This window comes from Kaistella sp. PBT33-4, from assembly GCF_029194425.1.
Lineage (GTDB): Bacteria > Bacteroidota > Bacteroidia > Flavobacteriales > Weeksellaceae > Marnyiella.
Genome location: NZ_JARFYL010000001.1, coordinates 455,818 through 470,243 on the forward strand (window position 1 = coordinate 455,818; position 14,426 = coordinate 470,243).

Here is a 14,426-nt window from a genome sequence, read left to right on the forward strand (position 1 = left end):
CTAAGGCAAATGATTTAGACGCTAGAGGTCAGATATCAGATTTCAGACTGTTTATCAATGTAACAATGAAGTAATGTAACAATGTAACATTGGAGCAATGGATGGATTATTGAAACTATAAAATAATAAGAGTGTACAGGAATTATATAAAACGAATTATTGACTTCGTAGCCGCGCTGGTGGGGCTTGTGGTTTTAAGTCCGGTCTTTTTAATTGTGACAGCAGGACTTGCTTTTGCCAACGGCGGCAGGCCCTTCTTCTTCCAGCGGAGACCCGGCAAGGACGGACGAATCTTTAAGATCGTTAAATTCAAGACCATGACGGACGGAAGAGATACCCAGGGCAACCTGCTTCCTGATGCGGACCGGCTGACACCTATTGGTACTTTTGTTCGTAAAACTTCACTGGACGAGATTCCACAACTTATCAATGTGCTGAAGGGCGATATGTCGCTTATAGGACCGAGGCCGTTGCTGCCGGAATATTTACCATTATACAGCCCGGAACAGGCCAGGCGGCATGAGGTAAGACCGGGGATCACCGGTTGGGCGCAGGTAAACGGTCGCAACGCCATCAGTTGGGAGGATAAGTTTAAAATGGATGTGTGGTATGTAGATCATCTGAGTTTTGGACTGGACTTTAAAATAATAATTATGACCGTTCGGAAAGTGTTTAAATCCGAAGGCATCAGTGCAGAAGGGCAGGCTACGGCAGAACGTTTTAAAGGAAGTGCCCTATGATACTGATTGGAGCCGGCGGACATGCTAAGGTGATTCTGGATATTCTTATACAGAATAACCTGAAGGTCGATGAAATTCTGGACGCTAATCCGCCTGTGTCGGAGCTGTTTGGTGTGCCCGTAAGCCTTGATGACGGGCAACAGGCATCAGAAGAAAGCGAAGCCGTTATCGCTGTAGGGAATAACCGGGTCCGCAAAAAGATTGCAGAATCCAGGTTATTGCAGTATGTGGCCGCGGTCCATCCCAGCAGTATGGTTTCCTGTTATGCCAGAGTAGGTGCGGGCACCGTAGTTATGGCAAATGCAGTCATTAATCCGGAAGCTTCCATAGGAAAGCACTGCATTATAAATACGGGTGCGGTGATCGAGCACGACTGTGTGCTGGAAGATTATGTACATGTTTCACCCAACGCCGCCGTGGCCGGGAATGTCACCATAGGTGAGGGAAGCCATATTGGTATCGGTGCAGTGGTAATCCAGGGAATTACCATCGGGAAGTGGGTAACTGTTGGAGCAGGCGCTGTGATTATACGGGATGTACCGGACGGCGTGACGGTAGTGGGTAATCCGGGAAGGGTTGTTTGATGAGGTGATGTGATGATTTGTTGATGTGATATGGGAGTGCGGATATCAGGCGTCGGTGGATTCGAACTGGGAGTGTAGTTTTGGCTGGAGGCTGGTGAGCAATTTGGTGCGGCCGATTTTGCGGTTACCGATATCGTTGAGGGTTTTGTGAAAGTTGCTCTGGTCCATGCTAAGGATCATATGGCAGTTTCATCTTTTGCAGCAGAATTCCAAGACTTAAACGGCAATGGAAATATAGGTTCGATTTCAAGGGGACGCACCTGGCTATTACACTACACGGAGCCACCTTACTCTTCAATTTCGGATGCGGTGATGTCAAATTCAAAATTTAATAATTCCGTAGGATGAATAGAAAGACCCTTAGCTATCTCCATTAGCGTTGAAATTCGCATATCAATTTCACCTTTTTCCATTTTACTAATATTACTGTGATCCACTTCGCATCGCTGCGCCAATTGCCTATAGCTTAGTCCTTGCTGGTTTCTAAACTTTTCTATCTGTAAACCTACAGCCTTTTGGAATTCCAACTTCTCACTCATGCTAGTTTTTTGGCAATTTGAGCACATTAGCAGAAAAAAATGTAGGTTAATAACACCACAGTAAATTTTTTTATTTATATTTGTATAGAGTTACATTAAGGTAACTTGCGATACTTCGATTTAATAGAAGCTATTGCTTAGACTCTCGCTCTGAAAACTGGTAATTTAAAGCAACGAGACGATAAGTACAGTAGCTCACGACCTAGGCGTGGGCTCACTTATCTGTTGCAGGGTATACCAGTACCTCAGAGTGGATATGTTGAGACCCACGCTGTTTTATGCACCCTTCTCAATTTCCTAAGCCCGCTTTCTATATACATATTTACGACACTTACAGTGGTTGCGCAGCCACTGCGGCCCTAAGGGCTTATTTTCAGAACATTCATGTTAGTTGTTTTAGTAGCAGGTGAGGGACTCACGCTGGTGGGTTCCTGCCTGTACTAGAGTTAATGTTAAGACTAAGGTTGAGGCTGAGGTTAAGGCTGAGGTTAAGGCTGAGGCAAAAGGTTTTAGACGCCAGATGTCAGATGTCAGATATCAGATATCAGATTTTTGAGAGGTTAAGGCTTAGGTTAAGGTTGAGGTTAAGGTTGAGGCTGAGGCTGAGGTTAAGGTTAAGGCTGAGGTTGAGGTTAAGGTTAAGGCTGAGGCTGAGGTTAAGGCTGAGGTTGAGGCAAAGTTGTTAGCAGATAGAGCCGAGAGCCGAGAGCCAGGAGCCAATATTTCAGATCTCAGATCTCAGATTTCAGAAGGTTGATCAATTTTTAACAATGTAGCAGTGTAACAATTTAACAGTGTAGCAGTGTAGCAGTGGCTTCCGACGGTGTCGGAAGAGGTTCCGTCTTCGACGGAATGACAAGCAAGTGATGACAAGATGGAATAAATTAAAAGGGATGCCCGTGTGGGCATCCTTTCTCAGTTACTGGATTTTGAAAAGTTCCCGGCCACATTCTGTAGCGCTAAGCGGACTGTCGTGGAGGGGAGTAACGTTATCCACATTCCACGTACATACAGGACCAACAATGGTGCTGCATTCCTGACCGGCACTTACGCAGAGTCCGGATTCGGGATCCATACGGTACGCCGGTACAGTGGTGGCGTCTTTGGCGGTGTTGGCCTGGGTAGCAAATGCGCCACCTGCTGCTGTTACCACAAGGGCAACCGGCAAAATCAGCTTTTTCATAATAATAAAATTTAAAATTGGTGCCTACTCTTGGTCAGGGTTTTCGGCTTCTCCCTGTTTGATCAGTATTTTAAATTTTTCTGTATAGCGGAACTTTTTCAGTTCATTCGCCTGCAGGATATACAGGTGATCCGGGGTAAATATATACCCGTTCAATGGTCCCTTACTAATCTTCTTTATCTTCATGCTTCCCAGGTAATGTTGGACATCGGTACGGTAGAGATCAATGACCAGGTGGTTTTTCCATGTACCACGGGGTTCAGTTTTTCCGCGTAAATTACTTTGGTTAAAGAGTATCCGGCCCAGCAGTGAAAAATTTTCATTCACTTTTAACGGGGGTGCATCCATTCGCCTGGAGCCGTCTTTCAGCACCGTTACGGAGATCTTTGCCTGACCGGTCGTATCAATGGTATTTAATCTTTGCCTCAAATTCATATTTTGGTCCAGTACCAGGAATACGTTTCTGTAATGGTAGGTGTAAACCACGGATTCATCATTGGCCTGCAAGAGACCGTCCACATCAAACACACCGTCTGTCTGCGGCTCCAGCAACCGGTCGTACAGCTGCACTTTGGCAGCGGTATTGAGGTTGAGTAGTGCCAGAACATACCGGTGGGTAAGACTGCTTTGGGTGCGCAGGGCAAACCTGGCGGTATCCAGTACAGACAGTTGCGTAAAGTAGGCATCACCTCTGCTGATTATTTTTGCTTCGGGATCATCCAGTTTCGCTGAATAGATTACGGGCACGGTTCCGTCAAACAAATAATATCGTCCCTTTGAAATTTCTGCACGTACATTCCGGAAGGTCATTTCAACCAATTTTTCAGGAAGGATCCGCATTGTTTTAAGTTGCTTCAGATCATCGCTGATACTGCTGAGCAGTAAAGGACGGACCAGGTCTCCCGTAAAGATTCTGTCTCCGTCTGTCCCCGCAAAATAGGGGCGATTTGCTGCCAAGGTCATTGTAGAAACTTCTGTGACCGGATTCTGCAGGAAGCGTCTGGTAAAATTGTTCTCCTTTTTGATTATATGTTCCGAAGAATAAAACAGCACGACCAACAGGCCAAAGGCTGCCGCCAACAGTACGCCCAGGTACGTCAGGATGCTGCCTTTCAGCCTCAAACGGTCCCGCTCGGTAATCCATATCGCGGCAGCGGCTAACACCACACACGCAATATTAAAAAGCAGGTGCTCTGTCCACCCCAGCTCCTCCAGGATGCACCCGCAGGAGCACGGTACAAAATCACTGAAATTAAGGATCAGCCAGATATATACCGTGAAGGCCACCATCAAGGTAAATGATGCATACAGCCCTGCCAGCTGCGTCCGCCGGTAAACCAGAAGCCCGCAAATCAGCAGTTCCACAGCGATCACGGCGTACGAGACAAATCCTGCCCAGGCGCTCAGCAGCGGCGATTTCCCGATATGTATCCGGAAGTTCTCGAAATCCAGCATCTTGCTTACTCCTGCATAAATGAAAAGCAGGATAAAGAACCAACTTGCAGCCTGGGGCAGGTATTTGTTGATCTTTCTCATTACTATATTTCATTAACATTTGTAAAGTAACACCCAACGTACAGGGTGACCACAATATCCGGGCATTATGTGTCCCGCTGTGACGGGCCGTAACGTAGTTACAGGACCGACCACTTTATACATTCCGCCGGCAGTACATATCTGCCCTGATTCCAGTATGACCGCCTTATTCCGCATGGCTCAGCCCAACGTTATTAATTTGCTGACGCCAGTTGTCACGGTCTTTAGGCGGATCCTTAGGGGGATCTTTTGGCTCCATGTCGGTATCACCAGGCCCCATGGACGCTGATTCGATTTGAATGGGTTCCAGATGGTCTTCCGCTTCACGACATGAGGAGAGAAGCATTACAATCAGAGTTCCTGCGAAGAGGATTATTTGGGATGTTTTCATTTTTGAAAGTTTTAATGATTAATATCCCGGCCGGTTTTAATAGAATTCTGAGGACGAAGTTATGAGGGTGTTTGGTGTGCCGCAAGTGTTTGATGGAGCGGAACAGGGGGATTTATGATGCAGTTTAAGAAATGATGCAGGCGTTATCGAGGTTAAGGTTGAGGTTAAGGTTAAGGTTAAGGAATTTGAGATAGGATTTTCATATGTCACTTTTTGTCTTGACACAAAAAGTAACCAAAAAGGTCAAGACTGAATCATTTTGCTAAAAAACCCTAAATTTCTTTTTAGAAAATTTACAAACTTGCGCGAAAACGTGTTTAGGTGGATGATATACGATTCGTGTCGCGCTTCGAACAATGTAAATTTTTCGATGGTTATCATTTATACGGGTGTGAACTAAGAAATTCAGGGTTTTTCTTAGCGCAAAAATCTTCTAGGTCAGTTTGAGGTTGAGGTTGAGGTTAAGGAATTTGAGATAGGATTTTCATATGTTACTTTTTGTCTTGACACAAAAAGTAACCAAAAAGGTCAAGACTGGATTATTTTGCTAAAAAACCCTAAATTTTTTTTTAGAAAATTTACAAAATTGCCTCTGAAGTATTTTATTTTTAGGAGAATCGGCGATCCGCTATCGCGGATTGCGCGAAAACGTGTTTAGGTGGATGATATACGATTCGTGTCGCGCTTCGAACAATGTAAATTTTTCGATGGTTATCATTTATACGGGTGTGAACTAAGAAATTCAGGGTTTTTCTTAGCGCAAAAATCTCCTAGGTCGGTTTGAGGGAGAGGTTAAGGATAAGGTTTAGGGGCTTCCGACGGTGTCGGAAGAGGTCCCGTCTTCGACGGGATGACAGAGCGGTTGGATGAAAGCAAAATGTCAGATGTGAGATGTGAGATGTGACTTTTTATGAGTCAAGACCAAGAACCAAGGCAAAAGGCCTCCGCTGTAGGCGGAAGAGATCCCTGCGGGATGACACGACCGCAGAGATTTTCTGCGGCTTTCGTGGTGTTCCTTGGGAAAGTCTTTGTGAACTTTGTGGTTAGCTGAGAGCTGAATGCAGAGAGCCATGAGTTAAGGTTAAGATTCAAGAGCCAGGAGCCAAGAGCCAAGTATAAAGTAAAAAGTTACCGGGAGGTTAGATATCAGATATAAGATGTCAGATGTCAGACTTTTTGAGGAAAAGAGGAAAGAGCCAGGAGTAGGCTAAGGTTGAGGTTGAGGTTGAGGTTGAGGCAGAAGTTGCTTAGACCTATAGCCTAAAGCTTACAGCATATAGCATACATCCAGCAGCCCATATTTGGGAAACCGGTAAGGCGTAAAGCTTAAAGCGTATAGCCAATAGCCAAAATTAAGGTTAAGGTTAAGGTTAAGAGGTTAAGAAGTTAAAAGGTTATGAGGTTTGAGGGTGCAGTACAGGAGTTGAGGCAAAAATAGCTTAAAGCCTATTGCCTATTGCGTAAAGCCTGCAGCCATCAGCCATCAGCCATACGCCAACCGCCTAAATCGGTTCATCATCATTCAGTCTTTTCAGGAAGTAGGTAGGGGAGATGTGGTAGCGTTCCTGGAAGTTCTTGGAGAAACTCTGGGCTGTGCTGTAGCCGAGTTTGTTGGCGGTGTCCTGTATGCTGAGCTGGCGTGTCCGGGGCTTGGTTTTCCACATCTGTATCACTTCATTCAGACGGAGAGAATTGAGATAGCCATTGAAGCCCAGACCCATGTTCTGGTTCAGGACCTTGGACAAGTATGTACTGTTGGTGCCGCAGTACGAAGCCAGGGCAGTGAGGGTAAGATTCCTTTTCATATACCCCTTATCGTGCTCGAACTGCCGGAGTCGGTCCATGATCTGATCTACAAGCATCGGATTTAGGCCACCGCCGTTGCGCGTGCCCTGCTGCACGGGTTCGGAATTCACCGCCTCCGCTTCGTTTTCCGGCAGAATTTCATCAGTTGGCGCCGGGGCTACAAAAATTTCATCATCCGACAGCTTTTCATTCACGGGGAACTCATCTTCCTGAAAACGCTCTCTTTCGCTGTCTGTATCCCCATCGGCCTCCAGCCCGGATTGCGGTATGGCTGAAAACGCTTCGTAGAGTTTCTTATAATAGTTTCGGCGGCGGTAGTAGCGCAGGGCAATGAACAGGGAGACGAAGGCAATTAGAAGGGAAGCCCCACTTATAATCCCCGACTGTATGCGGTCTGTAACCAGCCGGTTCTGCAGCTGTTCCTTTTCCTCCTGCAGGACTTTATTGTCGTAGCGGCTGCTGAGCTGCTGAAACAGTTCCTTATAGTTTTTTTCGTAAAGGGTGTTGATCTGGAGCAGTTTATTTACATATTCCAGCTGTTTCTGCACATTACCAGTGTTCTTATGATATTCATACAGGGTCTCGAAGGCGGGTCTGAACTGCGGGTCTATCTTACCGGTTTTCCGGAATTCCTCGTCCAGCATATTGAGGTATTTAAGCGCCTCCGGATGTTTGCCGGCCTTATAATAGCTCATGCCGAGGTAGAATTTCTCGGTAAGGTGCTTCCAGTTGTCATTGTAGAGGCTAAGGGCATGGTTCAGTTTGCTGATGGCCAGGGGGTAATTTTTACGGTAATAAGCATCGATACCTTCTGAGCCCACGAAGTAGGGCCTGAACTGCGGCAGCTTTTCTTTTTCAATAAAGGAGACCCCTTCCGCAACAAGTTTCTCATTATCTTCAAATTCGCCGAGTTTTGACTGAGTGTCGAGAAGGGCGATTAAGGAATGAATATAGTAATCCCTATAATCAGTATGTTCCACAACACCATGATTCTTCCTGAAAAATTGTACAGCTTCACTGAGTTGTAGTTTTGCTTCGGCATTCTGACCCAAGTAATTTCTGATCCTAGCAATATTTAAATTAAGAACGTTCGCAAGATAGGGAGTCTCCTTTTCTGACAGATTCTTTTGGGCATTTACATAACTGGAGAGTGCCACATTGTAATTTTCATTAAGCTCGTGCAGCATTCCATTAGTCATTAATGCGTCGCCAATGATATGAGGTTGACCAATTTGAGCGGCAACGTAAAGCATACTGTCCGCATAGGCATGCTTAATCCTGTTTTCTCCATATAGAGTGCCTAGTACATACGCGCGGTAACTTCTTTCGCGATCCTTATCCAGTTTAGCTTTCTGCGAATAGAGTTCAATTGATGGAAGGACTTTTTGAGGGTCATTTTTCAGATTACGAATTTTCGTTTCAAGAGTTTCATATCTGGTTTCTGCAGCTAGTGCCACATTTTGACCATAGTACAAAGGTGAATACAGGGCAGCAATAAAAATGGCTATCCACAAAAGCAGACGGAATGTATTAACTGATGTTTTCAAAGGAGGTGTACGCTAGGTTACAACGGTAAATATATAAAAAACTTCGGATTTACAGCGTTTTACGGTGAATATTTAAAATTGAATTTTTATTGAAATACCTGCATTTTTTAAGAAAATACCGTTATTTTTTATAATAATACCGCTGGAAAAGGCTAACTATTTTTAATTAATGGAAATGTGCTATACATTTGACAAAAAATAATTGAAATGAAAAAATTAATTGCAATCTCAGCGTGTGTAAGTCTATTGGTATTATCTTCCTGCCGTAACGATCAGGCCGAAGAAATGTTTGAAGAAACGAACCCAACCGGTAATGTATTCCTGGACGGTGGTGACTCTACAGGGTCTATGGCAAGAGATTCGGCATCAGCTCCCCAGAATTCGGTTATCGATGATAACGAGCCTCTTATCCCACCAAGAAAATAATCCCGTTATCTTTCTGTAAGTCCCATCAATCCCCCTGAAAACTGAGCGATGAAATTTAATAACCAAAAACTCCGGAATTATGATCCCTGCGTAGGCGAAGAGTTGCTGGAAGACCACACAAGACTGTGGATTTCCGTACTTCTTTCGCAGGCCCGGGGCCCGATCCCGCCCAATGACCTTCTGGATATGCTCCCGCTGGAGGTGCGTGAGGACAGGGCTTATGCCATGTCGGCCATCCGCCATCTTTACCGCTCACTGGAGATGCTGGAAATAGGACATGATACGCTGAAAGGGTTTCTTCTGAAACGGCATGGCGCTTATATGGAGCAGGGCAATGACCTGCTGCTGCAGTTTTGCCGCCAGTATCCGGACCATCCTTATTCTGTAGCCAATACGCTGTATCACGACGCACAGTCGGCCTATCCGCTGAATGCGGTACTGGACTGTACGCAGCACTGGGCAGACAAAGCCGCGCGGGTACATGTAAAACCGGAATGGGTGCTGGAAGATGTTAAGCGTGCAGCAGAACTGGCTGTGGAGATGCAGCTCCCGGCAGAATCACTTAGACTTGCATTACTGCTAAAAAGACTAAATGTACGTTACCGTACCGCGTTTACTGAATTCAGGGAAGAAATTGCAGACAGTTTAATTGCACAGAAGCAATTTGGGGAAGTCCTGCAGTATATCACCCATGATGACGGTTTAAAAATCTGCGCAGACAGGGCATTTGTATACCTGGGACAATTTTATGCGTATGAAGCCTGGGCGGAAGCGGCACAACTCCGTACCTGCATAGACAAACAGTACCGCAGTGAACTCGACGACAGTTTAAGGTCGGCGCTATATTACGCGGCGATGGAAGCCAAAACCCCCTGGTCTGCACCCGTGTTTGCACCGGACCCATGTAACTATCCTGATATGGAATGGAGCAAGGAAGATACGGTAAGGCTGATCTGGGATCACTGTGCAGCGTGGAACAACCCTGTTCTGCTTACTTACAATGAACTGTTGAGTACTGGGGAGCAGCTGGAGGACTTACTGGACTGCGAAGAAGATCCTGACAGGATTGTGGCTTACGCGGAATCCGCGCTGGAATTTGACCGCCTATTCGGTGAGGTACTTAAGTCGCGCCTGCCTGTACGCAGACTACTGCGCAGCATGGCTGCCAATCTGGAGGCGATGCTCAGAGTTCACGGACTTCCTGAAACCGCTACAGAGACTAAGGCCATTATTAAGCTATTTTTGGCCAATCAACCGGGAGCTGAAGTGCTTACGGTACTGATGACCAAGTACCTAGGGGCAGACTCTCCTGTATCTCTCTGGGCCTCCAACCGTGTAGACCCTGATCTTCAAGCCTTTGAGCAGATGCGTCTTGCAGCTACCTGCCGTGGGTATCTAAGTAATGAGGACTTTCCCGAGATCAGTGCCAAAAAATGGTTTCAGAAAACCTGGGAAACTGACCTTCAGAATTTGATTGAGGAGCTGTATTTCCTCCATGGAATGGTGCTTCGCCATAAAGCATCGGGTACAACAGTACCGGCACGTCTGCAGCACAGGCTGCAGCTCCTGATAAAGTCGATGAAATTCAGTCTGGAGTCCAGGAGTCAGTGGCAAAGAAGCTATCTGTTACCGGAGCAGGTATTCCCGGAACTTTATCAAACACTTGTTGCGCTGACGAGCGACGCTTTACCTCGGGAACTCGAATATCTGCTCAAATCAATGCTTGCAGGCAGCCGTGGGCAACTGGGACTTTACAGTGAAGGATTCAGAAAAGTTATCCGTGTAACTGCTGAAACCCTGGCCGACAGTGAATTCAGCATTAAATATGTGCTGAAACTTGCAGAAACATGGCAGGAACATGTAATTTCCGGGGTGATGAACCGTTGGGAGCGCTGTGAAGAGCTGCTGCACCTGGCCGTATGCTTTGGAACTTACAATGAAAAAACTAAAGCTGCCGTTTGCTGGCAGCAAATGCTGGAAAGTTCGATGGGTCCTTTCTGGCGCGACGAATCTCAGTTCTGCCTGATCAATGATGCACTCATTCATTTTGGCAGTGCGCCGGGTCACACACTGCAAAAGTTTGCGTCCCTGCTCGATTATGCTTCCGGTGAAATGTCCTACCCAAATGCTGTGAAGAACATTAAGGAAGAATTTGCGGGTGTCCTTACGGCAACCGGTGAGGCAGAGAAGGCTCTATCTTACTACCGTTTTGAAGTTCTGCCGGCACCTGAAACAGTACTGATGAATGCTGAGAAGTCCATATTTGATGCTCCCACACGTGGGGCAGGATACCATCTGGGTGCAGCTAACCTGCGTGAAAGCGAGACATTACCGGAAATCCTGATTCATCTGAATTGTGATCCCGTACTGAAACTGGGACTGTGCAGTCTGTTTGCTCCTTCGGATACTTCAGCCAAGTCGGCAAAACAGTACGGTAAAAGGATGGCGCAGATCATGAATGAAGCGGAAGTACGCAGCAAAGTACATGCGGATCTCTTTGCCGCTGACTGGACGCAACTGATCACGCGGCAGTTAAGTTTGAAAACACGACGCCTGATTGCAGGGGTCCTGGCAATGGAACTTACCCCATCCAGCTGTATCAGATTTGAACGGTTGCTGAATGAACTTGACCCCGTATGTGCTGAGTCAGAAACGGAAGCCGAGTGCGGGAATCTATATGAAATGAACAGGCTTAACGGTTCCGGTAACGGAATTGCGCAGGCAGGCGAAAAGCTAAGTTCCAGCTGGATCAAACATGTACTGCATCCTTCGGAAAATTATGGGTTCAGTACCAAAAAACTTGGTACGGCTCTGGCCCAACTGCTGGATGTTGAGGCCTCCACATTACCAGCCGGTGATTTACTGGATATCATCAGCAGGCATTTCGCCTATCTTGTCTGTCCGGATACGAGATCCGTTAATAAATACAGATGGCTGAATGACGCAAATGCCGGTTTCACCGCCAACCAGCTTGCGGTACAACTGCTGATCTGGCACCTGAATCATCCGGACAATTCGGTAAGTATAAGAGCGGAAGAAACTTTAGTGACGCTGGCATCACTTGTTCCGGAGGTTGCAAATGAACTGCTGTTGCAGTGTACAGGAGACCAACCGGAGTATGCTTCGGAACTGTGCAGTGCGGTGCTTTACCAGGTATGCAGAAGAAATTCTTCTGCAATTGGAAGCCAACTGCAACCTTCAGCGATCGCTGCGGCAGCGCTGATACAGCACGTAAGCATCCGTAAAAACCTGCTTGATGCGGGGACAGAACTGGAGAAGGCAGGCTATCCTGAACTGTATGCCGCTGTATCCCAAGGTCTGCGTGATGATGTGTCTGCCAACAGCCTGCCGTATGTACCCAATCTGGCGCTGGCATCGCTTCAGGATGTCCTGGACGACCTGCAGTCCGGTCAGTTTCTGGATCAGGAGTTTTCTGATAAGATCCGCAGCCTGATGGCAGAGTACTGTTTTCCGCTTACCCAAAATATGGTGAAAATGTCGGACTGGTACGTACGCAGAAGTTTTAACAGGGAACAGTGGATGACGGGGAATTATGAGCATTTTGTAAAACATGCGCTTAACAACGCAGTTGCCCACAGGATAACAAAGAAGAATATTGAATCAGTTTACGAAATAATTAATGATTAAGTTATGATGAATAATAAAGACAGAAGACGTGATACCAGAGCCGGGCTGGAAAGAGAACTGAACATCCTTTTTGAAAATACAGGAGAAGCCGGTAGCGGCAGACAATATCTTGAAAGCAGAGGTGTAAAGCAGGGGCCTAACGGCAGACTGGACCTGAACGGCTTTGTGAGTGCCGGAACCCATGTGGAAACCCACAGAACCGCAAAACTAAGAATAACTGCCTAAGAGGCACAGGGAACCTTAATTTGCTGTCCTACCCGCAACCCCCTTTTGTTGGTAGGTAAGGAAATTACTGTATTATAATTGTTTCTCAGGGCATTTTTCGGAATGCCCTTTTTTGGTGGGTTTGAGGGTGATGTTGAGGTTAAGGAATTTGAAATAGGATTTTCATATGTTACTTTTTGTCTTGACACAAAAAGTAACCAAAAAGGTCAAGACTGGATCTTTGCCAATTTCCGTATATTGTTTTTTATGGTATCGGCGAAGCTCCTTCGTCGCTTTTTGCTAAAAAACCGTAAATTTCTTTTTAGAAAATTTACAAACTTGCGCGAAAACGTATTTAGGTGGATGATATACGATTCGTGTCGCGCTTCGAACAATGTAAATTTTTCGATGGTTATCATTTATACGGGTGTGAACGAAGAAATTCAGGGTTTTTCTTAACGCAAAAATCTCCTGGTCGGTTTGAGGGAGAGGTAAAGGTTAAGGTTGAGGTTTAGTGTTTAAGGCTTAAGCTTACAGCATATAGCCTCTAGCTTATAGCCAAATGCGAATTGCCAGTCGCCACCAGCCACCAGCCAATAGCCATGGTCGAGGTTGAGGTTGAGGTGCTTCCAATGGTGTCGGAAGAGGTCCCGTCTTCGACGGGATGACAGAGCGGTTGGATGAAAGCTAAATGTCATATGTGAGATGTGAGATGTGACTTTTTAGGAGGCAACAATCGAGAACCAAGGAAAAAGCCCTCCGCTATAGGCGGAAGAGATCCCTGCGGGATGACACGACCGCGGAGATTTTTTGCGGCTTTTTCTTTGTATACATTGTAAAGTCCTCGTGTGCCTTGTGGTTAGCTGAGAGCTGAGAGCTGAATGCAGAGAGCCAAGAGCTAAGGCAAAAGAAAAAAGTAAAAAGTTTCCGGGAGGTTAGATATCAGATAGTAGACTTTTTTGAGGAAAAGAGGAAAGAGCCAGGAGTAGGTTAAGGTTAAGGTTGAGGTTAAGGGTGAGGTTTAGTGCTTAAGGCTTAAGCTTACAGCATATAGCCTCTAGTTTATAGCCAAATGCGAATTGCCAGTCGCCAACAGCCAACAGCCAATAGTCAATAGCCAAGGTCGAGGTTGAGGTTAAGGGTGATGTTGAGGTTAAGGAATTTGAAATAGGATTTTCATATGTTACTTTTTGTCTTGACACAAAAAGTAACCAAAAAGGTCAAGACTGGATCTTTGCCAATTTCCGTATATTGTTTTTTATGGTATCGGCGAAGCTCCTTCGTCGCTTTTTGCTAAAAAACCCTAAATTTCTTTTTAGAAAATTTACAAAATTGCCTCTGAAGTATTTTTATTTTTAGGAGAATCGGCGATCCGCTATCGCGGATTGCGCGAAAACGTGTTTAGGTGGATGATATACGATTCGTGTCGCGCTTCGAACAATGTAAATTTTTCGATGGTTATCATTTACACGGGTGTGAACGAAGAAATTCAGGGTTTTTCTTAACGCAAAAATCTCCTAGGTCGGTTTGAGGGAGAGGTAAAGGTTAAGGTTGAGGTTAAGGTTGAGGTTGAGGTTGAGGTTAAGGTTGAGGTTTAGTGTTTAAGGCTTAAGCTTACAGCATATAGCCTCTAGCTTATACCCAAATGCGAATTGCCAGTCGCCAACAGCCAACAGCCAATAGCCATGTTCGAGGTCGAGGTTGAGGCTGAGCTGTATGAGGTAGGCGGTAGAGTTGGTGTCCTGGACGAGATAAAAAGAGGAGGATTTTAAAGCCAAATGCAATAAGCTAACAGCCTTTAAAGACTCATTTTTTTTGTCTA

At 45.8% G+C, this 14,426-nt stretch carries 11 protein-coding genes; 5 read left to right on the forward strand and 6 right to left on the reverse strand.

Annotated features, from left to right (window positions below):
• The first annotated feature begins 131 nt into the window (after nt 1-131).
• Together P0M11_RS02140 and P0M11_RS02145 are read left to right on the forward strand one after the other, a co-directional pair.
• Nucleotides 132-740 carry a sugar transferase gene (locus P0M11_RS02140; protein ID WP_275624239.1) on the forward strand — a complete coding sequence of 203 codons (609 nt, stop codon included), beginning with the start codon at nt 132-134 and terminating at the stop codon, nt 738-740.
• The gene (locus P0M11_RS02145; RefSeq protein WP_275624240.1) at nt 737-1,324 is read left to right on the forward strand and encodes an acetyltransferase; all 588 of its coding nucleotides are present in this window, start codon (nt 737-739) and stop codon (nt 1,322-1,324) included. The genes P0M11_RS02140 and P0M11_RS02145 overlap by 4 nt, the downstream gene beginning before the upstream one ends.
• A 45-nt stretch (nt 1,325-1,369) precedes the next feature.
• Here P0M11_RS02145 and P0M11_RS02150 read toward each other — a convergent pair whose 3' ends face one another.
• The 6 genes from P0M11_RS02150 to P0M11_RS02175 form a co-directional block, all read right to left on the reverse strand.
• Complete coding sequence (locus P0M11_RS02150; protein WP_275624241.1) at nt 1,370-1,504, reverse strand: hypothetical protein; 135 nt, start codon at nt 1,502-1,504, stop codon at nt 1,370-1,372.
• A gap of 107 nt (nt 1,505-1,611) precedes the next feature.
• Nucleotides 1,612-1,863, reverse strand: coding sequence for a helix-turn-helix transcriptional regulator (locus P0M11_RS02155; protein WP_275624242.1), 252 nt, complete (start codon nt 1,861-1,863; stop codon nt 1,612-1,614).
• Between the two features lie 919 nt (nt 1,864-2,782).
• Entirely contained in the window at nt 2,783-3,046 is a 264-nt protein-coding gene (locus P0M11_RS02160) for a DUF6520 family protein (RefSeq protein WP_275624243.1), read from the reverse strand.
• 24 nt (nt 3,047-3,070) lie between these two features.
• Nucleotides 3,071-4,582 carry a MauE/DoxX family redox-associated membrane protein gene (locus P0M11_RS02165; RefSeq protein WP_275624244.1) on the reverse strand — a complete coding sequence of 504 codons (1,512 nt, stop codon included), beginning with the start codon at nt 4,580-4,582 and terminating at the stop codon, nt 3,071-3,073.
• A gap of 166 nt (nt 4,583-4,748) precedes the next feature.
• A complete protein-coding gene (locus tag P0M11_RS02170; RefSeq protein ID WP_275624245.1) occupies nt 4,749-4,973 on the reverse strand; it encodes a hypothetical protein in 225 nt (74 codons plus the stop codon).
• Between the two features lie 1,502 nt (nt 4,974-6,475).
• Complete coding sequence (locus P0M11_RS02175) at nt 6,476-8,326, reverse strand: AraC family transcriptional regulator (protein WP_275624246.1); 1,851 nt, start codon at nt 8,324-8,326, stop codon at nt 6,476-6,478.
• 207 nt (nt 8,327-8,533) lie between these two features.
• Between P0M11_RS02175 and P0M11_RS02180 the strand changes: the two genes are divergently transcribed.
• The 3 genes from P0M11_RS02180 to P0M11_RS02190 are packed head-to-tail and all read left to right on the forward strand — an operon-like array spanning nt 8,534 to nt 12,625.
• Nucleotides 8,534-8,752, forward strand: coding sequence for a hypothetical protein (locus P0M11_RS02180; protein WP_275624247.1), 219 nt, complete (start codon nt 8,534-8,536; stop codon nt 8,750-8,752).
• A 48-nt stretch (nt 8,753-8,800) separates the two neighbouring features.
• The gene (locus P0M11_RS02185) at nt 8,801-12,400 is read left to right on the forward strand and encodes a hypothetical protein (RefSeq protein ID WP_275624248.1); all 3,600 of its coding nucleotides are present in this window, start codon (nt 8,801-8,803) and stop codon (nt 12,398-12,400) included.
• Between the two features lie 3 nt (nt 12,401-12,403).
• Complete coding sequence (locus P0M11_RS02190; protein ID WP_275624249.1) at nt 12,404-12,625, forward strand: hypothetical protein; 222 nt, start codon at nt 12,404-12,406, stop codon at nt 12,623-12,625.
• Nucleotides 12,626-14,426 lie beyond the last annotated feature (1,801 nt).

What these genes read in the sequence shown, in the direction of transcription:
- P0M11_RS02160 (WP_275624243.1), bottom strand. Translation starts at nt 3,046, where the DNA reads ATGAAAAAGCTGATTTTGCCGGTTGCCCTTGTGGTAACAGCAGCAGGT.
- P0M11_RS02190 (WP_275624249.1), top strand. Translation starts at nt 12,404, where the DNA reads ATGATGAATAATAAAGACAGAAGACGTGATACCAGAGCCGGGCTGGAA.
- P0M11_RS02145 (WP_275624240.1), top strand. Translation starts at nt 737, where the DNA reads ATGATACTGATTGGAGCCGGCGGACATGCTAAGGTGATTCTGGATATT.
- P0M11_RS02150 (WP_275624241.1), bottom strand. Translation starts at nt 1,504, where the DNA reads ATGATCCTTAGCATGGACCAGAGCAACTTTCACAAAACCCTCAACGAT.
- P0M11_RS02165 (WP_275624244.1), bottom strand. Translation starts at nt 4,582, where the DNA reads ATGAGAAAGATCAACAAATACCTGCCCCAGGCTGCAAGTTGGTTCTTT.
- P0M11_RS02180 (WP_275624247.1), top strand. Translation starts at nt 8,534, where the DNA reads ATGAAAAAATTAATTGCAATCTCAGCGTGTGTAAGTCTATTGGTATTA.
- P0M11_RS02185 (WP_275624248.1), top strand. Translation starts at nt 8,801, where the DNA reads ATGAAATTTAATAACCAAAAACTCCGGAATTATGATCCCTGCGTAGGC.
- P0M11_RS02155 (WP_275624242.1), bottom strand. Translation starts at nt 1,863, where the DNA reads ATGAGTGAGAAGTTGGAATTCCAAAAGGCTGTAGGTTTACAGATAGAA.
- P0M11_RS02170 (WP_275624245.1), bottom strand. Translation starts at nt 4,973, where the DNA reads ATGAAAACATCCCAAATAATCCTCTTCGCAGGAACTCTGATTGTAATG.